The organism is Marinobacter sp. 2_MG-2023, assembly GCF_030546935.1.
Lineage (GTDB): Bacteria > Pseudomonadota > Gammaproteobacteria > Pseudomonadales > Oleiphilaceae > Marinobacter.
In genome coordinates this window covers 238900-265216 of the sequence record NZ_JAUOPH010000006.1, presented here as the reverse complement: position 1 = coordinate 265216, position 26317 = coordinate 238900, and the positions used below count along the sequence as shown (strand labels likewise).

Annotated in this window: 23 protein-coding genes; 3 read left to right on the top strand and 20 right to left on the bottom strand. The window is 54.4% G+C overall.

Features of this window, described 5'->3' with window-relative positions; genetic code table 11:
* Nucleotides 1-67: 67 nt before the first annotated feature.
* From Q4501_RS16650 to leuS, 5 genes are all read right to left on the bottom strand, one after another.
* Entirely contained in the window at nucleotides 68-703 is a 636-nt protein-coding gene (locus Q4501_RS16650) for an endonuclease (RefSeq protein WP_303597385.1), read from the bottom strand.
* A gap of 197 nt (nucleotides 704-900) precedes the next feature.
* On the bottom strand, nucleotides 901-1164 hold the full coding sequence (locus tag Q4501_RS16645; RefSeq protein WP_303597384.1) for a hypothetical protein: 264 nt from the start codon (nucleotides 1162-1164) through the stop codon (nucleotides 901-903).
* A gap of 110 nt (nucleotides 1165-1274) precedes the next feature.
* A complete protein-coding gene (gene holA, locus Q4501_RS16640; protein ID WP_303597383.1) occupies nucleotides 1275-2282 on the bottom strand; it encodes a DNA polymerase III subunit delta in 1008 nt (335 codons plus the stop codon).
* Nucleotides 2279-2854: an LPS assembly lipoprotein LptE gene (gene lptE / locus Q4501_RS16635; RefSeq protein WP_303597382.1), complete on the bottom strand. Its 576-nt coding sequence runs from the start codon at nucleotides 2852-2854 to the stop codon at nucleotides 2279-2281. The genes holA and lptE overlap by 4 nt, the downstream gene beginning before the upstream one ends.
* Before the next feature lie 16 nt (nucleotides 2855-2870).
* Nucleotides 2871-5456 carry a leucine--tRNA ligase gene (gene leuS, locus Q4501_RS16630; protein WP_303597427.1) on the bottom strand — a complete coding sequence of 862 codons (2586 nt, stop codon included), beginning with the start codon at nucleotides 5454-5456 and terminating at the stop codon, nucleotides 2871-2873.
* A 191-nt stretch (nucleotides 5457-5647) separates the two neighbouring features.
* Here leuS and Q4501_RS16625 point away from each other — a divergent pair, with 191 nt between their 5' ends.
* Nucleotides 5648-6196, top strand: a complete 549-nt coding sequence (locus Q4501_RS16625) for a zinc ribbon-containing protein (protein WP_303597381.1) — start codon at nucleotides 5648-5650, stop codon at nucleotides 6194-6196.
* A gap of 66 nt (nucleotides 6197-6262) precedes the next feature.
* On the opposite strand, the gene lnt is transcribed toward Q4501_RS16625, so the two are convergent.
* The 5 genes from lnt to miaB all read right to left on the bottom strand — a co-directional run bounded on the left by lnt (nucleotide 6263) and on the right by miaB (nucleotide 11535).
* A complete protein-coding gene (gene lnt / locus Q4501_RS16620; protein WP_303597380.1) occupies nucleotides 6263-7744 on the bottom strand; it encodes an apolipoprotein N-acyltransferase in 1482 nt (493 codons plus the stop codon).
* Nucleotides 7745-7802: 58 nt separating this feature from the next.
* Nucleotides 7803-8651: an HlyC/CorC family transporter gene (locus Q4501_RS16615; RefSeq protein ID WP_303597379.1), complete on the bottom strand. Its 849-nt coding sequence runs from the start codon at nucleotides 8649-8651 to the stop codon at nucleotides 7803-7805.
* A complete protein-coding gene (gene ybeY / locus Q4501_RS16610; RefSeq protein WP_303597378.1) occupies nucleotides 8648-9121 on the bottom strand; it encodes an rRNA maturation RNase YbeY in 474 nt (157 codons plus the stop codon). The genes Q4501_RS16615 and ybeY overlap by 4 nt, the downstream gene beginning before the upstream one ends.
* A complete protein-coding gene (locus Q4501_RS16605) occupies nucleotides 9118-10122 on the bottom strand; it encodes a PhoH family protein (RefSeq protein ID WP_303597377.1) in 1005 nt (334 codons plus the stop codon). The genes ybeY and Q4501_RS16605 overlap by 4 nt, the downstream gene beginning before the upstream one ends.
* Nucleotides 10123-10188: 66 nt before the next feature.
* Nucleotides 10189-11535 carry a tRNA (N6-isopentenyl adenosine(37)-C2)-methylthiotransferase MiaB gene (gene miaB / locus Q4501_RS16600; protein WP_303597376.1) on the bottom strand — a complete coding sequence of 449 codons (1347 nt, stop codon included), beginning with the start codon at nucleotides 11533-11535 and terminating at the stop codon, nucleotides 10189-10191.
* Between the two features lie 334 nt (nucleotides 11536-11869).
* Here miaB and trmH point away from each other — a divergent pair, with 334 nt between their 5' ends.
* Nucleotides 11870-12601, top strand: a complete 732-nt coding sequence (gene trmH / locus Q4501_RS16595) for a tRNA (guanosine(18)-2'-O)-methyltransferase TrmH (protein ID WP_303597375.1) — start codon at nucleotides 11870-11872, stop codon at nucleotides 12599-12601.
* A gap of 167 nt (nucleotides 12602-12768) precedes the next feature.
* Here the strand turns inward: trmH and Q4501_RS16590 are convergent, their stop codons facing one another.
* The 4 genes from Q4501_RS16590 to Q4501_RS16575 all read right to left on the bottom strand — a co-directional run bounded on the left by Q4501_RS16590 (nucleotide 12769) and on the right by Q4501_RS16575 (nucleotide 17185).
* Nucleotides 12769-13785, bottom strand: a complete 1017-nt coding sequence (locus tag Q4501_RS16590; protein ID WP_303597374.1) for a nucleoid-associated protein — start codon at nucleotides 13783-13785, stop codon at nucleotides 12769-12771.
* Between the two features lie 250 nt (nucleotides 13786-14035).
* Nucleotides 14036-15694, bottom strand: a complete 1659-nt coding sequence (cysN, locus tag Q4501_RS16585) for a sulfate adenylyltransferase subunit CysN (RefSeq protein ID WP_303597373.1) — start codon at nucleotides 15692-15694, stop codon at nucleotides 14036-14038.
* A 1-nt stretch (nucleotide 15695) separates the two neighbouring features.
* The gene (cysD, locus tag Q4501_RS16580) at nucleotides 15696-16604 is read right to left on the bottom strand and encodes a sulfate adenylyltransferase subunit CysD (RefSeq protein WP_303597372.1); all 909 of its coding nucleotides are present in this window, start codon (nucleotides 16602-16604) and stop codon (nucleotides 15696-15698) included.
* A 170-nt stretch (nucleotides 16605-16774) separates the two neighbouring features.
* Nucleotides 16775-17185 (bottom strand): PilZ domain-containing protein, encoded by a 411-nt coding sequence (locus Q4501_RS16575; RefSeq protein ID WP_303597371.1) that lies wholly within the window; start codon nucleotides 17183-17185, stop codon nucleotides 16775-16777.
* Nucleotides 17186-17480: 295 nt separating this feature from the next.
* Between Q4501_RS16575 and rimO the strand changes: the two genes are divergently transcribed.
* Entirely contained in the window at nucleotides 17481-18824 is a 1344-nt protein-coding gene (gene rimO / locus Q4501_RS16570; protein ID WP_303597370.1) for a 30S ribosomal protein S12 methylthiotransferase RimO, read from the top strand.
* A gap of 58 nt (nucleotides 18825-18882) precedes the next feature.
* Here rimO and Q4501_RS16565 read toward each other — a convergent pair whose 3' ends face one another.
* The 6 genes from Q4501_RS16565 to Q4501_RS16540 form a co-directional block, all read right to left on the bottom strand.
* Nucleotides 18883-19545, bottom strand: coding sequence for a carbonic anhydrase (locus Q4501_RS16565; RefSeq protein WP_303597369.1), 663 nt, complete (start codon nucleotides 19543-19545; stop codon nucleotides 18883-18885).
* 188 nt (nucleotides 19546-19733) lie between these two features.
* Complete coding sequence (locus tag Q4501_RS16560; protein ID WP_303597368.1) at nucleotides 19734-21101, bottom strand: rhodanese-like domain-containing protein; 1368 nt, start codon at nucleotides 21099-21101, stop codon at nucleotides 19734-19736.
* 187 nt (nucleotides 21102-21288) lie between these two features.
* A complete protein-coding gene (gatB, locus tag Q4501_RS16555) occupies nucleotides 21289-22755 on the bottom strand; it encodes an Asp-tRNA(Asn)/Glu-tRNA(Gln) amidotransferase subunit GatB (protein WP_303597426.1) in 1467 nt (488 codons plus the stop codon).
* Between the two features lie 6 nt (nucleotides 22756-22761).
* Nucleotides 22762-24219, bottom strand: coding sequence for an Asp-tRNA(Asn)/Glu-tRNA(Gln) amidotransferase subunit GatA (gene gatA, locus Q4501_RS16550; protein ID WP_303597367.1), 1458 nt, complete (start codon nucleotides 24217-24219; stop codon nucleotides 22762-22764).
* 40 nt (nucleotides 24220-24259) lie between these two features.
* On the bottom strand, nucleotides 24260-24547 hold the full coding sequence (gene gatC, locus Q4501_RS16545) for an Asp-tRNA(Asn)/Glu-tRNA(Gln) amidotransferase subunit GatC (protein WP_303597366.1): 288 nt from the start codon (nucleotides 24545-24547) through the stop codon (nucleotides 24260-24262).
* Nucleotides 24548-24637: 90 nt separating this feature from the next.
* Nucleotides 24638-26068 (bottom strand): mechanosensitive ion channel family protein, encoded by a 1431-nt coding sequence (locus tag Q4501_RS16540; protein ID WP_303597365.1) that lies wholly within the window; start codon nucleotides 26066-26068, stop codon nucleotides 24638-24640.
* Nucleotides 26069-26317 lie beyond the last annotated feature (249 nt).

Genomic DNA, 26317 nt, shown 5'->3' with positions numbered 1-26317 from the left:
AGGCCCTTGGGCCTGCTTTTTTTTTGCTATTTCAGTTGTGCGAGGCCTGACTCAATCAGCCGCAGCGTTAAAGGTGCTCAATCCGAGTTGGGTCGGTTATATAGGGGTTTTCATTGCCCTGAATTTCCGCAACTCTTTTGTGGCGGGACACTTCTCTGTCGTCAGGAGGATCCGCACGGTTCCAATTCTGGAATACATGTGCGGATCCAAGCCAGGGAAGGCTGTAGGTGTTAACCATATAGCTCATGCTTCGGGCAACATCACCTTTGACTCTGGTGGGCGGTTCAAAGAACTGGCTGCTTTCCCGGATACCACAGTCATCTTGTTTGACCGTTTCTCCAAGGTCTTCGTAGCGGGCATTCCTCCGCCGAAGCTCGGTACGACTCCGCACCGGAATCATGTTGTGAAGATCAGAAGCTATCTGGCGATAGCGGTTGTCCTGCTCGCACTGGCGTGCGGTGCCACATGAGAGCGCGTTACGCACATCCGCAAGCGGATAAATGTAGCCTTCCGTCAGCGTGAAGCTTTTTCGGGAAAATGGCGCATCGCAGAAAAATGACTGGCCACCGCTCGCATACAGGTTGCCCCAGAACTGTTCTTTGATAACGGTTGCCGGGTCACTAAAGCGGGTGTTCTGACCGATAACAAAAGTCGCGGTCAGCATAAAAGCGAGGGCGATGGGGATGATCAACAACTTTTTCATATGTCATTTATACCTCTCAGCGTCTGCGGGCGTCTTGGCGGAACAGGCCTTATTTGGTCTTGGAGCATACGACCAGGCGGTGCCGTCATAAAAACAATGACGCTCGATTCACTTCTAGAGGAACTATGACACAAGGGCCTCGGTACCGGGGCCCCTAAAGGTAAAGTTTTGTAGCGTTCTGTTAACGGTTTAACACTTTACTTCATTTTATTGCGAATGCTCTCGTAACCCGTCTTAAGATCTTCTCCCAGTTTCTTGGCTGTCTGGCGTGCTTCCTGGGATACTTCGTTTGCATCGTCCATTACCTGATCAAAACGGGCTCTGAACTTATCCCACTCCTGATCGAGCTCATCGAACTCATCCTTAACGTCCTGACGAGCCAGGTGGAGTTGCACGCGAGCCTCATCACGATACTGTTTGATTTTATCCGAGAGAGTTTTGAGTTCTTCTTGAAGACCCATGCCAGGCACCTCTTTGAGTTAGTGATGCCTTAACCATGCGCTTGGTCACGAAAAACTGTCAAGTGACAGATAGGCCAAGAAGGCCCTATATCGGGTGCTTTTGACCCATGTCAGGATCTGGCTGCGAGCAGTGCAGACATATCCCTCAGATAATGCCAGGGGGAGAGTTCGTCAAAGCCTTTAGCTGCGCGATCTATCTGGCTGCATAGTTTTATGGCTTCCTGCAGTTGCATCGGATTCAGGCGCCGGGCTGCCTGCTCCAATGCCCTGGCTCGTTGGGGTTGAAAGACGCCACGTTTCTTGAAAAATGCCGACGGGTTTTCTGTTCTGTTCTCGCCGGTCTTCAGTTCCAGCAAAAGATTGAGGTCACGGCTCAATACTGCAAGAAGGCCGAGGGGGTTTTCACCTTCCTGTTGCAGTACACCAATCATCTTCCCGGCATGGGGCGCACGCCCACTGATAAGCTCGGTAACAAGTTCGAAACCATTGAAGCGTGAACTGTCCTGAACGGCCTGTTCAATCGTCTCCTCGTCAATGGTGTTCCCGTTGGTAAGAAGCGATAACCGGTCAAGCTCCTGGCTGGCAGCGAGCAAATTGCCCTCAAGCCTTTCTGCCAGCATCGCCAGGGCTCCCCGGGTCAGGCTCAGCCCCCGGTTTCCCGCTCTTTGCTGAAGCCAGCCCTGAAACTTGTCTGCATCCACCGGCCATACAGGTACGTGAACGCCTTTAGATTGCAGTTCCTTGTACCATTTGCGTCTGGTTTCTGCTGCGTCCAGGCGCGTGCTGATCAGAAGGACAATGATATCCTCGGGAGGCTGAGCAAGCACCCGTTCAAGAACCGCGCGGCCATCTCCCAGCTTTCCTGTAGGCAAACGGATTTCGATTCGACGGCGCTCGGCAAACAGGGACATGGCATTGAATTCGTCGGCAACGATATTCCAGTCGAGTTGCTGATCAGCGTGAAAGGTCAGGCGGTCCTCGAAGCCAGCTTCTCTTGCAGCACCCCGGATCTGATCACAGCACTCCTGTACCAACAGAGGCTCATCTCCGGAAACCAGATAGACCGGAGCCAGGCCTTTGCGCAGCAACTGTGACAGTTGGCCCGGATTCGTCTTCATGGTTTGACAGGTGGTTGATCGTTAGCCGGGGTAGTAGCCTTATTGTGGCTGTTCCGGATCTCCTGTAGCCGTTCCTGAGTGAGGGGCACAAGGCGGAAGATGATCTGCTGCGCCAGACGGTCGCTCAGTTGCTGTTGCAGGTTTTCTTCCTCGCGTTGTTTGGCTAACACGTTGGTTTCATCGTACCTGTAACTTTCAGACGTTGAGAGGCGAGTACTGGCGATAATAGGAATGCCATCGCCACTGATCACTTCTAGGTTAACCGAGTGTCTGAGAGTGTATTCGGCGGCCGCAGCCTGAACGGTAATTGCGGAGGCTCGGCGATCCTGTTCGAAGTTTCGGATCTTGAGGTGATATTTTGCTTCTTCGTCCGAAGCCAGCAGCACACCACCAAGCTCAAGCTGATTCCGAACCGCCACACATAGGGCGGTGGGTACAGGGGCTTGGCAATCGAGATGCAGAGGTTCAAGAGCCGACGAAACTGGTGATGCACCCCGTAACTGAAAACCACAGGCTCCCAGACTGGCCGCCATCACACTGATGGCAATCAGTCTGGCTGCGTTTAGCTGCAAGGTGCAAAGCCGCATATCAGTTAGCCACCACGTTAACCAGTTTACCGGGCACAACAATCACTTTGCGAACGGTCACGCCTTCAATAAAACGCAAAACATTTTCGTTTTCCAGGGCCAGCGCTTCGAGATCAGGCTTGCTGATGTCTGCGGGAACGTCTGCTTTGGCGCGCACCTTACCATTAACCTGAAGCACTACTTGAATCTCGCTTCGGACCATGGCGGCCTCATCTGCTACCGGCCAGGGCGCATCAACAACGGGACCCTGATGGTCAAGAGCCTCCCAGAGGGTATGGCATATGTGCGGCACAATCGGTGCCAGCATAACAACTGCGGCTTCCAGTGCCTCCTGGCGGACGGCCCGCGTTTGCGGTTCGTCGCCATTCAGGCGGCTAACATCATTCAATAACTCCATCACCGCAGCAATGGCTGTATTGAAGGTCAGGCGACGGCTTATATCGTCGCTAACCTTGGTTATAGTTTCGTGGGTTTTGCGTCGCAGGTCTTTCTGGGCACTATTCAGCGCACCTACGTCCAGAGCGGGTGCGCCTCCGCCGGCCACCTGCTCATGCACCAGCCGCCAAAGACGCTTCAGGAAGCGGTGTGCGCCCTCTACGGCGCTGTCTGACCACTCAAGAGACTGCTCGGGGGGTGCGGCAAACATCATGAACAGGCGCACGGTGTCGGCGCCGTGAGCATCAATGATCGATTGCGGATCTATGCCATTGTTCTTTGATTTGGACATCTTGGTTACGCCGCCGGCGATAACAGGTTGCCCGTCGTCCTTGTGAACAGCGCCAACTGCGTGTCCTTTTTCGTCCCGTTCTACAATAACATCTGCGGGCGCAATCCAGACCTTGCCGCCTTTTTCGTCGTCGCGATAGTAAGTGTCTGCAAGCACCATTCCCTGAGTCAGCAACTGCTTGAAAGGCTCGGAGCTGGTCACCAGACCAACGTCACGCAACAGCTTATGGAAGAAGCGCGCGTAAAGCAGGTGGAGAATGGCGTGTTCGATACCACCTATATACTGATCTACCGGTAGCCAGTAGTTCGCAGCCGCAGGGTCCAGCATGCCTTTGTCGTAGTTCGGGCTGCAGAAGCGGGCGTAGTACCAGGACGACTCCATGAAGGTGTCGAAGGTATCGGTTTCCAGCGTTGCCGGCTGGCCATTGAAAGAAGTTTTTGCCCATTCGGGGTCGGCTTTGATCGGGGACTGCACGCCGTCCATCTCGACATCTTCAGGCAGGCGAACCGGTAGCTGATCATCCGGTACCGGGCGTTGGGTGCCATCCTCCATGGTCATCATGGGAATGGGCGCACCCCAGTAACGCTGGCGAGACACACCCCAGTCACGAAGGCGATAGTTTACGGTGCGTTTGCCAATGCCGGTCTCTTCCAAATGGTCGGCAATGGCGTCAAAGGCCTCGTCGCTGGTCAGGCCAGTGTATTTCCCGGAAGAAACCAGTACACCTTTGCCTGTAAAGGCCTCCTCTTGCACGTCTATCTCACGACCGTCGGTGGCCGCAATAACCTGTTTGATCGGCAAGCGATACTTGAGCGCAAACTCGTGGTCGCGTTCATCATGGCCCGGGACCGCCATCAGGGCGCCGGTACCGTAATCGGTGAGTACAAAATTGGCGACCCACACCGGTATCTCTTCATGCGTAAGCGGATTAATGGCTTTGAATCCGGTGTCAACGCCTTTCTTTTCCATGGTGGCCATGTCAGCTTCGGCAACCTTGCTGTTACCGCACTCAGCCACAAAGCTGGCAACATTCTGATGGCGCTCAGCGGCAGCTTTGGCCAGCGGGTGCTCCGCAGCGACTGCCATATAACTCACACCCATCAGGGTGTCAGGGCGCGTAGTATAGACCGTCAGGCTGTCCTCGCTGTCCTTCAGAGGGAAGGTCAGCTCTGTACCTACAGACTTGCCGATCCAGTTGCGCTGCATGGTCTTGACCTGCTCCGGCCACCCATCCAGATCGTCCATGTCGTTCAGCAGCTCTTCGGCGTAATCGGTAATGCGGATAAACCACTGGGGTATCTTTTTCTGCTCAACCAGGGCACCAGAGCGCCATCCCCGGCCATCAACAACCTGTTCATTTGCAAGAACGGTTTGGTCGACAGGATCCCAGTTCACGGTAGACATTTTCTTGTAAACCAGGCCTTTTTCATAAAGGCGCGCAAAGAACCATTGTTCCCAGCGGTAATAATCCGGCTTGCAGGTAGCCAGTTCGCGGTTCCAGTCGTACCCGAAACCCAGCTGTTTTAGCTGGTTTTTCATGTATTCGATATTGGCGTAGGTCCACTTGGCTGGTGCAGTCTTGTTGGCAATGGCCGCGTTCTCCGCGGGTAACCCAAACGCGTCCCAGCCCATGGGCTGCATCACGTTTTTGCCTTGCATGCGCTGGTAGCGTGAGATCACGTCTCCGATGGTATAGTTTCGAACGTGTCCCATGTGGAGCTTGCCACTGGGGTAGGGGAACATGGAGAGGCAGTAGTATTTCGGCTTACCCGGCTCTTCCCTGACTTCAAAGGTTTTGTTCTCTTCCCAGAAGGTGCGCGCATTCTGTTCTACGTCACGGGGATTGTACTGCTCGTCCATACCTGCCATTACCAAAGTTACCCTGTATAAAATGATGTGCGGAGCGGCCGAACATTCTAACGCACACAAGGCGTAACAGGTAGTCCGGCTGCTCGGACGTGAAACATGTTGCCACAACTGCTGCCTGGTGCTTGTTCGGCTGCAGATCATGGACCACAATGAAGCAAGGGCATTCACAAAAGGAAAATGCTATGACTCGTCCGGAAAGACACCATCTCTCGGGCCAGGCTCTTGAAGCTTATGACCGTATGCTTGAGCAGGTTCAGAGCCGCTTGCGTACAGCGCAGGACACCACGCTGGAAACCCTGGAAGAGGAGGTTGATAGGGCGATAGAAGTGGAAGCGGAACTGGAGAAGATGACCAGGGACGAAATCGGCCTCCTTGGGGCTTACCTTCAGAGGGATCTGGAGCACCTCATACATTTTGTGGATGAAACTGGTGAAGGGCTCGCGGAATGGCTTCAGCTCGATATATCACTTTTGGAAACGGGCCTCACTGAGCGTTTGCTGTCAGTCGCAGATCAGACCATGGTGGACACGCTGGCGCTGCGGCAAAAGCTCGAAAGTCACGATGCAGGAAAGTATATCGCCGGTGAAGTTGCAACCGCCGGCATGTTCCAATGCCTGAACTGCAAGCACATGCTGTGCCTCACCTCCACAAGTCACCTGGAGCCTTGCGAAGCTTGCGGTTCACAATACTACAAGCGGGTGACCAGCCGTTGGCCGAGGAAAGAAAGCTGATACCAGCCTGACAACTGGGGTGGTGACACCCCGGATACAATTGCAGGCACCAAAACCTGAACAGAGTCAGTTCTTAGGAATAACCCGCTCGCGAACAAACACGATCAGGATCAACGCCAAAGTCAAAACCGGCCAGGAAGCCGTCATCATGTAAGGGGTACTGCCGCTGGCCTTGAATACATCTCCCGTAAGCACCGCACGCTCAAATTGCGGAATGCGTGCCGTGATCTGTCCTCTGTGATCAATGATCGCCGTCACTCCATTGTTGGTGCCGCGAATCATATAACGACCGGTTTCCAGCGCCCTCATGCGAGCAATTTGCAAATGCTGTAACGGCCCTACCGAATCCCCGAACCAGCCATCGTTACTGATCGTTAGTAGCAAATCCGAATTTACCGCATTGCGGGCCAGAAAATCCGGGTAAGCGACCTCATAGCAAATAAAAGGCATTACCCGGGTGTTATTGGCTATTAACGGTCCCTGGCTCTGCGGACCAGGTGTAAAGCTCGACATCGGCAGATCAAAAAAGCCGATAAGCCCCCGAAGAATACCCTCCAGCGGAACATACTCTCCAAAAGGCACCAGTTTTTGCTTGTGATAGATCCCGTTACCATTGCCGATGGCCGTAATGCTGTTGTGATACGTGAATTCGCCCGTCCGGGCGCTGACGCCATACCAGGGAATGCCGGTGATCAGAGTGCTGTCTTCCCCAAGGTTCTCTTTGATGTGCTCAATGATTTTTCCCGCCTGATCCTGGGGGATGGGAATGGCGGTCTCGGGCCAGAGAATCAAATCGGTATCCCAATACGGCTCGGTCATACCCAGATACGCCACAATCTGATCCTTCAGAAACTCCGGGTCCCATTTCATTAACTGTGGAATATTGCCCTGCATGGCAGCAACCGAGGTGGGTTCGTTACTAATGTCCGTCCAGTCAACGCGGTTCAGAGCAGGTGCTGCAAGCCAGGGGACAAGGGTTGCCACTATCAGAATTCCGGCGCTTGTATGACGTTGCTTTGCGATAAGCCAGCCGGCCGCAAAGATTGCCGCGCCACTGGTCGCGATCCAAAAGGTGAGGCCATGCACGCCAACAACCGGGGCAAGACCGGCCAAGGGGCCATCAGTGTGAGCTGTGCCCAGATACAGCCAGGGAAAGCCGGTAAGCAGCCAGCCTCGCAGCCAATCCCCGAGAATCCAGATGGCCGGGAAGAGGATAAGGCGCCGCACAGCACTTGCTTTCGCCAAGTTGCCCCAGAACCAGAAGGCGATAGCAGGAAACAGAGCCAGGCCCGCCACAAACGCCGCGGTGAGCAAAACTGAAACGGGAATGGGCGTGTTGCCGAATTCGCTGATACTGATGTAAACCCAGCTCGCGCCAGAAGCGAACAGGCCCAATCCGGTCAGCCAGCCAGCGGCGAAGAGCTTTTTCGCCGGAAGGGGGATGGTGACCAGCAAAATAAGCAAAATGGAAACCGGGCCAAGCCACCACAGGTGAAAGGGTGAGAAGGTCAGGGTCTGCAGCGCGCCGGCAACCAAAAGGGTTGCCATACTGAACCAGCGGTTGGGCAATAAAGGGTGAGCGGAGGAAATGAGAGGTTTTAAGTCGTCACTGCTCACTACGGGTTACCTGTAACAGACGGATGACACGGTTATCAGCGTTGGCAATGGTAAACCGCAAACCACCGAATTCAACCGTTTCGCCTCGTCTGGGCAGGTGTCCGAATTCCTTGAGCACTACGCCGCCAATAGTATCGAAGTCTTCTTCATCCAGCCCCGTCTTGAAGAACTCATTGAAGTCATCGACGGGTGTTACGGCTTTCACCGCATAGGAACCGTCACCGCGAGCCTTGATGTGGGTTTCTTCATCGAAATCGTGCTCGTCCTCGATTTCTCCGACGATTTGCTCCAGCACATCTTCAATGGTGATCAACCCTGCCGTTCCGCCGTACTCATCCACAACGATTGCCATGTGATTGCGGTTTTCCTTGAACTGCTTGAGAAGCTGGTTCAGGCGCTTGCTCTCTGGAACAAACGTTGGCGGGCGCAAGATCTCACGGACATGAGACCAGTCCATGTCGTTGTTGAGAGCGAGCGGCAAAAGGTCTTTGGCGAGAAGCACGCCAATAACATCGTCCTGGCTGTCTCCAATAACCGGGAACCGGCTATGAGCAGACGCAATGACTTCATCCAGAAAGTCTTTCGGATCCTGGTGGGCCCGCACCGTGACCATCTGGGAGCGGGGAATCATGATTTCTTCCACCCGCATGTCCACAACCTGCATGGCACCTTCGATGATGCTCATGGCATCGACGTCGATGATAGCCTGGGATTCAGCATCCCGCAGTATCTCCAGCACATCCTCGATTGATTCTGGTCCGCTGGAGAAGGCATGTGATATTCGCTCCAGCCAGGACTTGTTGGAGCCCTGACTGCGACTCGACTGATCGTCGCTCATGAGTCTTTTACCGTTTCCTCTGCTGTATAAGGGTTGCCGAACCCAAACTGTGCCAGCAACCGGATTTCCAGGGCCTCCATGGCCTCTGCGTCTTCATCATTAATATGGTCATAGCCCTGAAGATGCAACATACCGTGGATCACCATGTGTGCCCAGTGAGTTGCCGTCTGTTTGTGTTGTTCCCTGGCCTCATCTTCCACAACCGGGGCACAAATAACGAGATCTCCGGCCAACGGCATTGTTATACCGGGTGGAGCTTCAAATGGAAAGGACAACACATTGGTTGGTTTATCCTTACCACGATATTGATGATTCAGTGCCTGGCTTTCATCAATACCGACAATGCGGATGGTTACCTCGGACGGCTCCTGCCCCAGCCAGGCTGCCTGAGCCCAAGACTGAAACAGGGATTCGGCAGGCACTTCGGGCCCGGCGACCACATTTTGGAAATCGACCGTCAGTTTGCTCACCGCTTACGATCGCTCTCTTTACTATTGGTGCCACTGGTTTCATCGAGCGAGTCATAGGCTTCTACTATTCGCTGAACCAGCGGATGCCGGACAACGTCTTTGGCTTCAAAGCGGGTAAAGCCAATGCCTGTAACCTTATTAAGTACACCCGCTGCATGTATCAGCCCGGAGTTCTGGCCCCGCGGCAAATCGACTTGAGTCGTGTCGCCGGTAATGACAGCGGTAGAGCCAAAGCCTATTCGCGTCAGGAACATTTTCATCTGCTCGCGGGTAGTGTTCTGGCTCTCATCCAGAATAATAAACGAGTTATTGAGGGTGCGGCCACGCATGAATGCAAGCGGTGCAATCTCGATCACGCTTTTTTCAATCAGCCGGGTGACATGGTCAAACCCGAGCATCTCGTAAAGCGCGTCATACAGGGGGCGAAGATAAGGGTCTACTTTCTGTGCCAGGTCACCGGGCAGAAAGCCCAGTTTCTCACCCGCTTCGACAGCAGGGCGCACTAAAAGAATTCGTTTCACCTGCTCGTCTTTCAGTGCTTCCACCGCGCAAGCGACGGCCAGCCAGGTTTTACCTGTGCCCGCAGGGCCAATACCAAAATTGATGTCGTGGGAGCGAATGCTGTGCACGTACTTCTGTTGATTTGCTCCCCGAGGTTTGGCGGTGAGCTTGGGGGTTTTAATGATTGTTACCGCGCCATCAAACGGCACATCTTCCGGAAGCCGCTCGAACCCTGTTTCCCGGATATACAGGTGTACGGTATCCGGTGAAATGTCATCGGTAGCTTCAGTTTCCCGGTACAGGTGCCGGATGACTTCCACTGCGGCGGCAACATGTTCGGTTTCACCTTCCACCCGGAAGTGATGACCTCGGCGGCTGATCGATACTTGCAGGCGACGTTCGACGTGTTTCAGGTTCTCGTCAAATTGCCCGCAAAGGGTGGTTAGCCTGCGCTGGTCAGCGGGGTGTAAGTCAAATTGTCTGGAATCGTTGGTATTCAAATTTTCTCCGTTTTACTCCCTTTCGGGAGGACGCATTTCAAGCTTGGGTACTATTGGAGTGCAGGCCTAGTACAGTTCAGAATCCACAGGCAAACCACGCAAAGAGTTAGCGTAAGCCTCAACAATCTCGACGTCGATGAAATGCCCTACGATTTCCGGATTTTCGTGCCGGAAATTCACAATCCGGTTGTTCTCCGTGCGCCCGGAATACTCCCCAGGATCCTTCTTCGAAAGACCGGTTACCAGAATGCGTTGAGTAGAACCCACCATCTTGCGACTGATATCCATCACTGTCTGGTTGATACGATCCTGAAGAATCTTAAGGCGCTGCTTTTTCACTTCCATTTCCGTGTCGTCCGGCAGATCCGAGGCTGGAGTTCCAGGGCGAGCGCTGTAAACGAAGCTGAACGACATGTCGAAACCGATATCGTTGATCAGCTTCATCGTGTCTTCAAAGTCTTTCTCGGTTTCCCCGGGGAAACCGATGATGAAGTCTGAAGAAAAACTGATGTCGGGGCGGATTTTACGCAGGCGACGAAGCTTGGATTTGTACTCCAGTGCCGTATGGCCACGTTTCATCGCCGCCAGAATACGATCCGAGCCGCTTTGTACCGGAAGGTGCAAATGGCTGACCAGTTCGGGAACCTGTTCGTACACGTCTATCATCGCATCGGTGAATTCAACCGGGTGCGACGTTGTGTAACGGATGCGATCTATACCGTTGATAGTGGCTATCAAGGTAATAAGCTCTGCCAGGTCCATGTGATCGCCGTCGTGGGTTTCACCGCGATAGGCGTTCACGTTCTGGCCCAGCAGATTCACTTCGCGTACACCCTGGCTTGCCAAATGAGCGACTTCTGCAATCACATCGTCTGCAGGCCGGCTGACTTCTTCGCCGCGGGTATAGGGCACCACGCAGAAGGTGCAGTATTTGCTACAGCCTTCCATGATGGATACAAACGCCGAGGGGCCATCGGCACCCGGTTCCGGCAAGTTGTCGAACTTTTCGATTTCCGGAAAGCTCACATCCACTACGCCTACGCCATTACCTTTCATGCGCACTTCGGTAATCATATCCGGCAGGCGGTGCAGGGTTTGTGGGCCAAAGACCATATCGACATATGGCGCGCGGTCGAGAATGGCCTGGCCTTCCTGGCTGGCAACACAGCCGCCGACACCGATAATCAGTTCCGGTTTATTCGCTTTCAGCTTTTTCCAGCGACCCAGCTGGTGAAAGACCTTCTCCTGGGCTTTTTCACGAATGGAGCAGGTGTTCAGCAGCAGGATGTCGGCGTCGTCCGGGGATTCGGTCATTTCAACCGCTTCGCCGGTTTTAAGCAGGTCGGCCATGCGGGATGAATCGTATTCATTCATCTGGCAACCGTGGGTCTTGATAAACAGCTTTTTGGCCATGGGTCTCAACATAACTGGATGTATTTGGCGCCCGGAGCTTTGAAATATCCGGAACGGGCGCGCTAAAAAGGAGAACTGCGTATTATAACGGTGTGATCATTCGGCAACCAGCGTTGTCTCGGTAATCTGCCAGTTTTGCTGTGGTATTATCGCGGTTTATCGAGTTTCGGAGTGTCAGCGGTTGGTGCAGGGGCATCCAAAAAACGCCCGTAACTACTTCCCTGTAGGGCTCGGTCGCGCCATCCTTGGCGCTCCACGTTTTTGGCTGCCCCTGCACCAACCGCTTCGTCTTGCTTCGGAGTAATGACCGCTTCCCACGCAGCAGTAGAAAACGATGACACCTGAACGCCTTGCCCGCATCAAACAGGTTTTGAACACCCGTCAGCCAGACCTGAGTGTCCTGACCGACCAGGTTCATAAACCCAGAAACCTCTCGGCTATATTGCGAACCTGCGACGCTTTCGGGCTTGCCAATATGCACGTGGTATGGCCTAAAGAAGGCTTCCGCGCCTTCCGTAAAACCGCCGGTGGTAGCTTCAAGTGGGTAACACCTCACACCCACAGAACCATGGACGATGCCATAGCAAACCTGAAAGGGCAGGGCCACAAACTCTACGCGGCACAGCTGTCAGACCGCGCCATTGACTACCGCTCCGCAGACTTTACCGTGCCCTGTACCATCGTCATGGGCAATGAAGTGGATGGTGTCAGCGCCGGTGCCGCCGCGCAGGCCGACGAACACATCGTCATCCCCATGATGGGCATGGTCGAATCCCTTAACGTCTCCGCAGCCTGTGCGATCATCCTCTCCGAAGCGCAGCGACAGCGCAAAGAAGCCGGCCTGTTCGACACTCGGCGCATACCGGATGAAGAATACAACCGCCTGCTGTTCAGCTGGTGTCAGCCTGTCGTCAAACGCTATTGCGACGACCGCAATCTGCCATATCCACCACTCGACCACGAAACCGGAGAGCTGGTTGACGGAGTAAGCTGGATGCAGGATATAAGAGTGCTAAGAGCAAACCGCCCCAGGTGGACCGACAACAACCCAGAATCAGCAGGCTAAACGGATAAACCTCAACAGCCTGATCGGCCCGTGGTGTGGCGGCTCTTTTCTGCCGGAAAAAGATATCTGAGCGCAGCGAGTTGCTTTTTCCAGAAGAAAAAAGCCACCGCGCCGCGGAGCCAGCCCCCACGGAAGCCAGCCCCGTTTTTCGGGGTGAAGGGAGACAGTTAATCCTCTCTTGTCTGAAGATACCTCTCCAGCTGCTCCCGCAACGCCTTGGGCAAGCGAGTAATCGTAAGCGCATCCTTATCCCGGTCGTAATACACCGCCTGATTCACCAGGTCCGAAGAAAAAGAAACACTCATGCCACCACCAGAACCCGCGATCCGCACCAGCTTCTTCACCTTCCGATGATCCGGGTGCAGTACGCCACTTTCAGGCATCTCGGTAGTCTTGCTGGCAAACTCCTTGAAACGCTCAGGTTTATCTTCGTCCAAATAGCCAGACAACGCCTCAATGGCAACCGGCTCACCCAACGCATGCTGCTCCTTGCAGAACTCATAAGCCCGCGTGCGTACCTCTCCGGCCTTCTCTGGCTCCGAAGACTTGGCAAAAGCTTCCACCGCATCGAGAAACGTCAGGGTTTCTTTCTCAACATCCACATGGTTAGTGAAGCCGCACAAGCGTATGAATAGGTCTCCCGGTTCACCAGTGCCACGGGCATGAACCAGAGTAAGATAGTTCTCAGCCGCGTTATCGCCCAGCCAGTCGTCAAGCTCAACCCGCATCGCAAGGTTCAGGCGCGATGTGCTCAGCACATCCGTTGTATCCAATGTCTGGTTACCATCAAACCGCAGGGCGCCATCGCTTTCCATGACAAGTACATAAACCACATCTGAATCGGCCAGCGCCTCATGGACAACCACTAACTGCCCCTGAAATTCTTCCTGGCAACCCGTAAGCAGTTCCTGCCACTGCCCGAACAAGCGGTCAGTAAGAGACGCAAAACTCTGCTTATCCTCAAGGTAATCTTTCAGCCAGCTTGCAAATGGGCTCTCACCGATGTCATCCGAAAATCGTCCGTATTTCTTGCCCGGCTTGCTGTTAAACAGCCGCTTCATCTGCTTATGCAGACCCTCATAGTCGCCACCCGGTTCTTGCAGGGATTCACCACTTTGGAGGCGGGCCGGCTGCCCAGGCTGGTACTGGCTGGAAAAAGCGGTGCGAAGGTGTTTGATGGCCATAAACAGAAAAGTCCCAGATAAAGAAACAAAAATGCCCCGAAGGAAACCTTCAGGGCCACAGATTCTGCCACGTACAACGATTACATTCACGACTAAAAGGGAGAATTACTGGATAGCTTGATAGCCGTGGGGCGGGGTGTCTTTTCTGCCGGAAAAAATGTCTGTGCGAAGCGGGTTGTTTTTCCAGAAGAAAAGACACCCCGCCCCGCGGCCCCCACCTAATCAGCCAGTTTTGACTATAAAACCCAGATTAAACCCGTTTTCCGCGAACCAGCTCCTGCACTAAAGCTGCAGCAACAGCGGAGACTTCCTCCGTACTGTCAGCCGATCTAGAAACGCTGGCTACATCCGTGCCAAGGTTCACAGCAATCGCAATCAGCCCATGGGCTGTCAGCAACTGCGCAGTGCGTCGGCGGTCGTCAGCATTACCTGCATTATCTTCACTCAGGACCACAGCGGTCTTGCCCTGGTCAAACAGTGCACGCTCCACTGCCAATGCAAGTGCGGAAGCTTGTTTGCCGGAGCAGCCGATAATCGTCGGCTGCTGGGCCAGCCTGCGCTCGCGTTCTTCCGGGCCAACTGGCTCAAGGGTTCCTACAGTATCTGCCAGGCTGTCGATCATGCCGGCACCAACGGTTACGTTGGATAGCCGGTCAATTACGATAAAACTGCCTGTGGCGTGGTTGCGCTGATAGGCATCAAATGCAATTGGCTGGCTCAGGGTCAGGTCACAGAGGCCGATTTCATTCACTTGCAGCAGCTCTGGGTTTGCATGCTGTTCCAGCGTGTTCACGTCGGTCTGATAATGGATTTTCCGAACCGTGCCCGAGGTAAAGGTGGGGCCCAGTTTGATGTCATACAGACGACCGGTTTGTAAAGGCGCATCCGTCATCCACACGATATTGGCCTTGAAGCGGTTGCCGACTTCCGGCTCGTCTTCGGGCTTTACCAGCATGTCGCCGCGGCTGAGATCGATCTCGTCCGCAAGTGTCAGCGTGACGGCCTGATCAATGTAAGCTTCTTCCAGGTTACCATCGAAAGTCACGACTTCCTTAATGGTGCTGGTGCGCCGGGAGGGCAGAGCCATAACCTTTTCGCCCGGGCGGATAACGCCGGAGGCGATGGTGCCGCAGAACCCACGGAAGTTCAGATTGGGGCGGGTTACGTATTGCACCGGAAACCGGAAATGTTCCAGATTTTTGTCGCGGCCCACTTCCACCGTTTCGAGGATTTCCATCAAAGGCTGGCCGTTGAACCACGGCATGTTCTTGCTTCGGTTCACAACGTTGTCGCCTTCCAGCGCGGAGATTGGCACAAAACGGATATCGTTCAGCCCAAGTTTGGCGGCGAATGCGAGATATTCCTCGCGGATTTCGTTGAAGCGGTCTTCGCTATAATCCACCAGGTCCATCTTGTTAACGGCTACAACGATATGCCGGATGCCAAGTAACGAGGCAATGTAGGAATGCCGGCGAGTCTGGGTTAGCACCCCGCGACGGGCGTCGATCATCAGGATGGCGACCTGGGCGGTAGATGCGCCGGTAGCCATGTTGCGGGTGTATTGCTCGTGCCCCGGCGTGTCGGCAATGATGAACTTGCGCTTGTCGGTCGAAAAGTAACGGTAGGCAACGTCGATGGTGATGCCCTGTTCACGCTCCGCCTGCAAGCCGTCTACCAGTAAGGCAAGATCGAGCTTTTCACCGGTGGTGCCCATTTTAGCGCTGTCGGTTTTCAGGCTGGCCATGTGATCTTCGTAGATCATTTTAGTGTCGTGCAGCAGGCGGCCAATCAGGGTGCTTTTGCCGTCGTCGACGCTGCCGCAGGTCAACAGGCGCAGTAGTTCTTTGTTTTCATGCTGCTTGAGGTAAGCCTGAATATCGTCGGCGATGAGATCAGATTGATGTGACATATCAGAAGTACCCTTCCCGCTTTTTCTGTTCCATGGAGCCAGCCGAATCGTGATCGATCACGCGGCCCTGGCGCTCGGAGCTGGTGGCCAGCAGCATTTCCTGAATGATTTCGGGCAATGTGTCCGCTTCGGATTCAATCGCGCCGGTTAATGGGTAACACCCAAGGGTTCGGAAACGGATGGACTTCATCATAGGTTTTTCGCCTTCTTTCAAAGGCATGCGGTCGTCGTCCACCATGATCAGAGATCCGTCGCGCTCAACAACCGGGCGTACTGCTGAGTAGTAAAGCGGCACAATTTCAATGTTTTCCAGATAGATGTACTGCCAGATATCCAGCTCGGTCCAGTTGGAAAGAGGGAACACCCGAATACTTTCGCCTTTATTAACTTTGCCGTTGTAGGTGTTCCAGAGTTCCGGACGCTGGTTTTTGGGGTCCCAGCGGTGATATTCGTCGCGGAAGGAGTAGACCCGCTCTTTGGCGCGGGATTTTTCCTCGTCCCGGCGAGCGCCACCAAATGCGGCATCGAAGCCATGTTTGTCCAGGGCTTGCTTGAGTGCCTGGGTTTTCATTACGTCTGTATGCTTGGCGCTGCCATGAGTGAACGGGCCGATGCCCTGGTCCACGCCATCCTGATTGGTGTGCACAATCAGATCCAGACCGTACTCCTTAACCTTGCGTTCCCGAAAATCAATCATATCCCGGAATTTCCAGGTCGTGTCTACGTGCATCAACGGGAAGGGTAGCTTGCCTGGGTAGAAGGCCTTGCGAGCCAGGTGCAGCATAACCGCAGAATCTTTGCCAATGGAGTAGAGCATGACCGGGTTATCAAACTCGGCGGCCACTTCGCGGATGATATGGATGCTTTCCGCTTCCAGTTGTTTCAGATGCGTGAGGTTGTATGTGGTCATGATAATCCGTTGTCGCAGCGGGCCGTAAAGGCGTGCAAATGTGAACGGCAATCATATCAGAGGCAATAAGGCTATAAGAAGGCTTGCGTTTAGAGTTTTAAGTTATAGAAATATAGCGCATCACGTGGATTAGCTCGGGAACAGGTGTAGGTGTTTTATATCTTGCGATGTCAGGCTGGTTTGCTCGTGTTGGCCAGCAGTTCGCGCACGTAGCTGTCTATGTAATCAAATCCGTTGCCTTCAAAATCTGAAAACTGGATTCCCAGCTGAAACTCATCCCGGGCCATTCTTCGCAGGTGAATGATATTCCCGTTGGCCAATATGGATACCGGTTGGGTTGGGAGAACCGGCACAGAAAACCGGGCTTTGACGGCAATCCAGTTGCCGGGGGCAGGGGCCTTCAGGTGAGGTACGAGCTGGTCCACAGCTTCCTGGTTGCAGGAAACCATCACGCCTGTGCGGGAAAGGTTGGAGATTTTGCAGGTGAGTTGGCATCCATCGGGCTTCTCGATAAGGATATCACTCACAACATCCACGCGTTGCTGATTCCGCAGGTTTGGCTTTATTGTGGCAGCTTTCATGGGCGCTCTTGTGGGTACTGTTAGGTCATGCTCAAGTCTAAATAATCTTTCAGAACAACGTGTAAACGACAAAAAGTGTAGTTGTTTGTTTTCTGATCAGCAACTTGAGTGTCGTATATTATTGCAGATTTATTATATTTTTCTGAACAAGAGTTCACAGTTTTGATTCAGATCAGTAGCCTTTAGCCCTTCGTGCATCTCGGCTTTTGCTGCAGAAAGGCGCTTTATTAGTGTAAAATCCCGGCCTCCATTCATTCGCGTGCTCTCCTCGGGCGCCAGGAATCCTGAACGTTTTATGACAGAAAAAACCGAGAACACAGTGGGCAGCAACGGCAAGGTTGGCTTTATCAGTCTGGGGTGTCCGAAAGCACTGGTAGATTCAGAGCGTATCCTGACCCAGCTTCGACTGGATGGCTACGATGTGGTGCCGACCTACAACGATGCAGACATTGTGGTGGTGAACACCTGCGGTTTTATTGATGCAGCCAAGCAGGAGTCTCTGGACGCCATTGGTGAGGCCATCAGCGAAAATGGCAAGGTTATTGTTACCGGTTGCATGGGTGTTGAAGCGGACAAAATCCGCGAAACCCACCCAGGTGTGCTGGCAGTCTCGGGTCCTCATGCCTATGAGGAAGTGGTGGGTGCGGTGCACCAGTTTGTCCCTCAAGCCAAAAAGCATGATCCGTTCACCGATCTGGTGCCGCCTCAGGGGATCAAGCTGACGCCAAGGCACTACGCTTATCTCAAGATTTCAGAGGGCTGTAACCACCGCTGCACCTTCTGCATTATTCCATCCATGCGTGGCGATCTGGTCAGTCGGCCTATTGGTGACGTGATGGATGAAGCCCAACGCCTGGTCGACGCTGGTGTAAAAGAACTACTGGTAATTTCCCAGGACACTTCGGCCTACGGTGTAGACACCAAGTACCGCACGGGTTTCTGGCAAGGACGTCCACTGAAAACCAAAATGCAGTCGTTGTGTGAGGCCCTTGGCGAGATGGGTGTGTGGGTTCGCTTGCACTATGTTTACCCATACCCACATGTAGACGATATTATTCCGCTGATGGCCGAAGGTAAGATCCTTCCGTATCTGGATATTCCGTTCCAGCACGCCAGCCCGAAGGTGCTGAAGGCTATGAAGCGCCCGGCCCACGATAGCAAAACTCTTGACCGCATCCGCAAGTGGAGGGAAATCTGCCCGGAACTGACCATTCGTTCCACCTTCATTGTGGGTTTCCCTGGGGAGACAGAAGAGGATTTCCAGTACCTGCTGGATTGGTTGGATGAGGCTCAGTTGGATCGCGTGGGTGCCTTTACCTACAGTGCGGTTGAGGGCGCTAAAGCTAACGAAATTGAAGGCGCTGTGCCGGAAGAGATCAAGGAAGAGCGTCTGGCTCGCTTTATGGCCAAGCAGGCCGAAATCTCGGCTGCTCGTCTGCAGGCGAAAATCGGCACCACCATTGATGTGCTGATTGATGAAGTAGACGAAGAAGGCGCCATCGGTCGCTCCAAAGCCGATGCGCCGGAAATCGACGGCATGGTTTATCTGAATGATGTAACAAGTGTGCAGCCGGGACAGATTGTTCAGGCAGTTGTTGAGCATGCCGACGAACACGATTTGTGGGCGACTTTGGCCTGAGTTAAGTGACGTGCAAAAGGCCCCAGAATATTGGGGCCTTTTTCGTTGTAGTTAGCGCTTATTCGCTGAACGTGGCGATGTAGTCGGCGTAATACTGATCAAAACTCTTGAATTCCAGGCTGTCGCGACCACAGCAGCGAATGCTCCCCGACTTGATATCATATACCCAACCGTGAACTTCGATTTTAGCAGTGGCCAGTTTCGCAGCTACGACCGGGTGCGTGCGCAGGTGCTGCACCTGTTGCTGCACGTTTTCCTCAATGGCTTCATTGAGGTACTTACTGTCCAGGCAGGCGTCGGTCGCAATATTGTGCCGTTCGCGGACGATCTCCATGGCAGAACGGCAATGGCCCAGCCATTCCTTGACGTGGGGTAAGCCTTTCAATGCTGGTATATCCAGTGCGCCTTTGATGGCACCGCAATCTGTGTGGCCACAGACAATAATGTGGCGTACGCCGAGAACCGCGACGGCATATTCGATCGACGCTGTCATGCTGCCGGTTTCGTTGCTGTGCGGAGGGATAACATTTCCGGCGTTTCTGCAAATGAATAGATCGCCTGGGTGAGAGCCTGTGAGCATATTCGGGTCAATGCGGGAATCAGAACAGGTGATAAACAGCACATCCGGGCTCTGGCTGGTGGCCAGGGCCCCAAACAGGTCTTTGTGCTTCGGGTAAATGTTTTTGTGAAAATTCAGTACGCCGCGAACAATGTGATCCATGATGTTTCCTCGGTTTGTTCAGGGGGTTAAGCACTACTTCCTCGGGCATGCCACCCAGCGACAAATACAGCTTTCGCGACGGACAGGAATGCCGGCGGTTTGAGGGTGCCGTTCTTGATCTCTTGCAGGCACTCGCGGTCTAAATCCGGGAGTATGGCGTTATGTGAGCACATCTTATTCGCGTTTGGCTAGACTACCAACGTCTTCTCGGTCATTAGCGCACCCACAGACCCAAGGAATACGTCAACGTTTCTGAAGCCTCTGCGCATCAAAACCGACGCAGCGATCGCTGCCCGTGCACCACTTCCACACATGACGGTGTAGTGCCTGCCAGGGTCCAGTTCACGGGCCTCCTCCATCAGGTTTCCGGTGTAGTGGTGAATGGCCCGGTCAACGGGATTTTCGTCCACTTCACCTTTGCCCCGCACATCCAGCAAGCTCCAGTTCTCCGGAGGAGAGGCTCTGCGTTTTTTGAAATCCTCCAGATCAATCACTTGTACCGATCTGAACGGTTCTGCCATAGCGGCCCATTGGGGCATGTCAGGAGCCAGATATCCGAGTACATTGTCAAAGCCGATGCGTGCAAGATGGCGTGCAGCCACCTCGGCTTCCGACGCGTTGACAGCGACCAGGGCCAGATTATCTTCAGGGCTCAGGAACCAACCTGCGAAGGCCGGAATCATGGGTGTCGGAAGTGCCAGGCTGCCCGGTATATGAGCTCCGAGGAAACTACTGATTCCGCGCACGTCGATGATCACAGTCTGGTCTGTCAGGTCTTTGAAGGCGGCAGGTGAGAGGGCTGCAGGAGTCAGGACCGAGCTTGTTGCGCGACCACCTTCCATGTTCAGACGCTCCATTTCACGGAAGTAGGGCGGCTGGTAATGATGTTCCTGGACTTTCAGGCTGATGAATTCCTCGCGTGAACGGATTTGCATCATAGGGTTGTTGCGGCGTTCATAGCCAATGCTCGAGAATTCACGGTCAGCCATATTGTCGCCGCATACAGAACCGGCGCCGTGAGCGGGGTAAATCAGCGCCTGGTCGCCAAGGCTTGTCAGCTTTTGCAGGCTGTCAAAGAGTAGGCCTGCAACTTCTTCTGGGCGCTCCGGATAGAAGTCTGTCCGGCCAACATCCCCTACGAACAGGGCATCGCCCGTGAATACAGCTACGGCGTCATCACCGAAGTCGGTATCGTAGAGCGCAAACGACAGGCTGTCGTCGGTGTGGCCTGGTGTCTCGAGTACCCGCAGTTGCAGATTGCCGAAGCTGAACTCATCGTGTTCCCGGGTGGTTTTTGCATAGCGCACCGTTCCCGCAGCATTCGGTCCGTGGAAGACGATAGCGCCCGTTAGTTGCGCAAGTATGGGCGCACCGGATATGAGATCTTCATTGCGGTGCGTTTCAAAGATATGTGTTATTCGGCAGCCTTCTGCGGCGGCGGCTTCGGCATAGACCTCACAGTCGCGGCGGGGATCGATAACTGCGGCCTGGCCGTTATTGCCAATCAGGTACGAAAGATGGGACAAGCCTTCGGATTTGAACGTCTGAATAAACATGGAGCCTCCTTCCAGAATCAGATTGAGGAACGTGTGTCATGTTTAACACAGCGCCGGCGGCGTCGGGTCGCTATCAGGTTACCGTATTGAGGTCGCAAGATTAAGGTTGCTTAACAAGAGTTGTCAGCCAGGCACCAGCGAATTACCGGCGTGCTCTGGCTGACAACTCAATCACTTTCCTGAGTGGTTAATTGCTCAGTTTTTTCAGCAAAATCTCATTGAACAGTTTTGGATTGCCCTGTCCCTTGGAGGCTTTCATCAGAGGCCCCATAAAGCCCCCGAGCATTTTCTTCTGCTTCTTGGGGTCGGTTTCCTGCTGATACTGCGCAACCTGGTCCGGCATGCCCGCGAGAACCTCATCCACCATCTGTTCCAGCGCACCGGTGTCCGACACCTGTTTCAGGCCCTGGGCCTCAATAATGGCATCAGCGTTGTCCCCATCACCCTTCCAGAGTGCCTCGAAAACTTTCTTGGCCCCGGACGAAGAAACAGTGTTGTCGGCAATGCGTGCCACCAGTTGGCCCAGTTGTTCGCCGGTAATGGGTGCTTGCGCCACAGTTTTGTCGTCAGAGTTCAGGCGTGCGGAGAACTCACCCAACACCCAGTTGGCAGCGAGTTTTGCGTCTTTGCCATGGCCTGCTGTTTCTTCAAAGAACGCTGCCATACGGGCATCGTCGCTGAGCAAGCGTGCGTCGTAATCGTTCAGGCCGTACTGTTCCTTGAATCGTGCTTTGCGCTCGTCCGGCAGTTCCGGTAACAAATCGCGGGCGCTTTCAATAAAGGCGTCATCAATCACTACGGGCAGCAAATCCGGGCAGGGGAAGTACCGGTAATCGTTGGCTTCTTCCTTGCTGCGCATGGAGCGGGATTCATCCCGGTCGCCGTTATAGAGGCGGGTTTCCTGAATGATGCGGCCACCGTCTTCCAGAATGTCCATTTGTCGCTCCACTTCATGGGCAATGGCTTGCTCCATAAAGCGGAAAGAGTTCAGGTTTTTGGTTTCTGTGCGGGTGCCAAGTTCGTCTGAACCTTTCGGCTTAAGTGAAATGTTGACGTCGAAACGCAGGGAGCCCTGGCTCATGTCTCCGTCGCAAATACCGATGGAGGATACCAGGCTGTGCAGTTTCCTGGCGAAGGCTACGGCTTCTTCCGCGCTGTTCATGTCCGGCTCGGTGACAATTTCGATTAGCGGAGTGCCGGCGCGGTTCAGATCGATACCGGTCATGCCATGAAAGTCTTCGTGCAGGGATTTGCCGGCGTCTTCTTCCAGGTGGGCGTGGTGAATGCGCACCCGTTTGCTGCTGCCGTCGGCCAGATCAATATCCACGAAGCCGGGGCCGACGATAGGGTGATCCAGCTGTGTGGTCTGATAGCCTTTGGGCAAATCCGGGTAGAAGTAGTTTTTACGATCGAATACAGAGCGCCGGCCGATTTCGGCGTTTACCGCCAGGCCGAACATCACTGCGTAACGGAATGCCTGCTCATTCGGAACGGGCAAGGTCCCCGGCATGGCCAGGTCAACGGCACTGGCCTGGGTATTAGGCTCGGCACCAAACGCAGTGCTGGAGCCTGAAAAAATCTTGGTTCTGGTGGCAAGCTGAACATGAATTTCCAGCCCGATCACAATATCCCATTGCATAAACGTTCTCCTGATTCGGGCTTACTGAGGAAGCTTCTGGTGCCAGTCAGTTACCTGTTGGAACTGATGAGCCACGTTCAACAGTCGGGCTTCTTCAAAGTAGTTCCCGATAACCTGCAAACCGACCGGTAAACCATCAACGAATCCTGCCGGTACCGACATCGCAGGCACGCCAGCAAGGTTTACGGCGATAGTGAAAATATCTTCCAGGTACATGGTGACCGGGTCGTTGGTTTTCTCGCCTTGGACAAACGCAGGTGAGGGCGAAACCGGGCTCATCAATACATCCACGTCTTTGAAGGCGTTGATGAAATCCTGCTGGATCAGCCGTCGTACTTTCTGGGCCTTCAGGTAATAGGCATCAAAATAGCCGGCGGAGAGCGCATAGGTGCCGACCAAAATGCGGCGTTTCACCTCGCCTCCGAAACCCTCGGCGCGGGTGCGGGTATAGAGGTCGCTGAGATCCCGGGGGTCGTCACAACGATAGCCGTAGCGCACACCGTCAAACCGTGACAGGTTGGCGGAGGCTTCAGCTGGCGCAATCACGTAATAGGCGGCAATGGCTAGCTTGGCATGGGGCAGTGACACCTCTTTGACTGTCGCACCCAGCTTTTCGTATTCCTTCACTGCATTGCGAACCTGTTGTTCCATCGCGGGGCTGAGCTGATCGGAGAAGTATTCTTTCGGCAGGCCAACGCGCAGGCCTTTCAAAGGTTCGTTCAGGGTCGCAGTGTAATCGGGTACGGCACGATCAGCGGATGTGGAATCCTTCGGGTCGAATCCGGCCATCACGTTCAGCATCAGGGCGTTGTCTTCGGCCGTGCGCGCCATGGTGCCGCCCTGGTCGAGGCTGGAGGCGAAGGCGATCATGCCAAAGCGCGAGACCCGGCCATAGGTCGGTTTCAGGCCAGTGATGCCACAAAGGGCCGCTGGCTGGCGAATGGAGCCGCCAGTATCGGTGGCTGTAGCTGCAGGTGTCAGGCGAGCCGCGATGGCAGCCGCGGAACCGCCGGAGGAGCCGCCAGGTACTCGCTTCTCTCCGTTGCTCAGGCCCCAGGGATTGGTTACCGGGCCGAAAAAGCTCGACTCGTTGGAAGAGCCCATCGCGAACTCGTCCATATTGGTTTTGCCCAGACACACTGCGCCAGCAGCGCGGAAATTGGCGGTGACCGTGGCGTCGTACGGTGGCACGAAGTTGGCCAGCATTTTCGAACCGGCGGTGGTGGTTGCGCCATTGGTGCAGAAGATATCTTTGTGGGCAAAGGGTACACCGGTCCAAACCTCCGCTTTTCCAGCGGCACGTTTTTCGTCAGCGGCTTTGGCATCGGCCATTGCCTGCTCTTCGGTGACAGTAATAAAGCTGTTGTATTGACTGTCTTCGGCCTTGATGCGATCGAGGAACTCACGGGTCAGTTCCACGCTTGAAATCTTGCCGCTTTCCAGTTCGCGGGAAAGCTCTGCTACGGATTTGTTATGCATGTTCCATCCTGATGCTGGGCTGATGGTGGGATTCGTCAGATCACTCAATAACGCGGGGCACGAGATAGAGGCCATTCTCGGTGGCCGGAGCTATGGCTTGAAAAGCCTCGCGCTGGTTGCTTTCGGTCACCTCGTCGGCGCGCAGGCGCTGAACCGCATCCAGCGGGTGAGCCAGAGGCTCTACGTTATCGGTATCGGCGGCGCTAAGCTCATCAACAAGGCTGAGTATGTTGCCCAGGTCTTTCTCCAGTGCGGGTATCTGCTCTTCGTCGAGACGAATACGGGCCAGCACGGCGACTTTTTCAATGTCTTCGCGGGAAATGGTCACGTTGACTCCAAAAGTATAAAACAGCGTTTTTAAGAAGGCAGTTATGGTAACAGATTCGCGGCTGAGCGGGAGGGCCCGTGGCTGTCAGAGCTATTCAATCGGTCGGGTATCGTCCAGCAGGTCTTCGACAGCAGCCTCACGGCGTTCCTCGTGTACTTGTCGCGAAATAGTAGTGTCCGGGCGTACATTCAATACTTCATCAGGTGATGAATTGGTGTTGGCAGATGTTGTGCTACCGGTGGCACCAGAACTCGGCTCCTCTGTTTTCGCCGGCATTTCGGGCACTTCGTTTACTGCCAGGGTTGCCGGTGTCTGATCGAAGCGCAGTCGGTAAATGGGCTCGGGCAGGGTGAAACCCTCAGATTCCAGAGCATTCTTGGCCGCACGAATGGAAAGGCTACGGGCTTTGCCGTAGTCGGATTCGCGCTGGTCAATCCATGCCATGAATTTGATCAGGATGTTGGAGTCGCCCACGGACTCGATAATTCCGTGGGGCTCGGGGTCCGCCAGTACCCAGTCCAGTTGTTGTATAGCGGCAAGCCCGGTCTGAATGGCCTGGGCCGGGTCGTCTTCAGCATCAACGCCAAGCACAAAGTCAAAGCGGCGCTGGGGGTTGCGTGTGTAGTTCAGGATGACGGCTTTGAACACGGTAGCATTCGGGATGCGCAGATGGTTGCCGTCCAGAGTCATTAATACCGTGGAGCGCGATGTCAGCCGCACCACAACACCTTCGTAGTCGTTGATAACCACATGTTCCTGGGCCCGGAACGGCTGGCGGATGCTCAACATGATGCTGGAAATGTAGTTTTCCATTGAGTCCTTGACGGCAAAGCTGATAGCCAGGCCCAGCACGCCCGCACCTCCCAGCAATGTGCCCATCAGCGCTGTGGCGCCGAGAATGTTCAGGGCAAGGATCAGGCCCAGCAGTATTGTAATCAGCCGGACAGCGTGGCCAGCGAGTTCCGCCAGGAAGGGATTTCTCGTTAAGCGTGACCAGAGGGGGGTGTGGCCGGCCAGCCGGTGCCCGGCGAAAGCCACGACTGCAAAAACGGCAAACGCTACCAACAATAGCGGCAAGGCTCGTATCCAGCCGCGCAGGGTATTTTGCAGCGAGTCCCAAAGGGGGTTGAGGTTATCCTGCAAATCCAGGGTGCGTACAACCCTGTCGTCAACGGCGATGGCGCCCTCTACCCGGCTGGCCAGGCTCAATGCCCGTTGCGCCTGGGTGTCGTTGGCAGTCTGCCCTGATAGTGCAACTACGCCGCTATTGACCGTAACCTGCAGTGATTCAAACTGTGGAATCTGATTAAAAATGCTGGCAATGCGTTCTGCGATCAAGGCGTCACTGTCAGCACCTGGTTGCAGGGAGATCGCGCCTGCAGGTTCGGTTTCACTTTGCTGGGCCAGAGCAAGGGAAGGTATGCATGCGGTCAGGGTCAATATCAGAGCAAGGAGCAGCCGACCGTTTACTGCTACTATTGCACCGAGGCGCTGTTGCAGTCTGATTTCTGGTGTTCTCAATTGTGGCCCCGTTTGTGGCAGGTTGAACCCTGTGGTTCAGGAGTTTCAGGCTATCTTCTGAGTGAAGCAAAGATCAACTCGCCGCCTGCGTCAACCAGTAAATTGCCGCCTGCGGAATTCTGTTCGGGTCGGCGTATGAACAATTGTTCACGCGAAGTTCAATATCATTTGCCTTTACAGCAGGCTGCGCCTTGCCTGAGCGGGGGGGCACTGCTAAAGTTGCCGCATCTTTCTGCAACCGCAACTCTC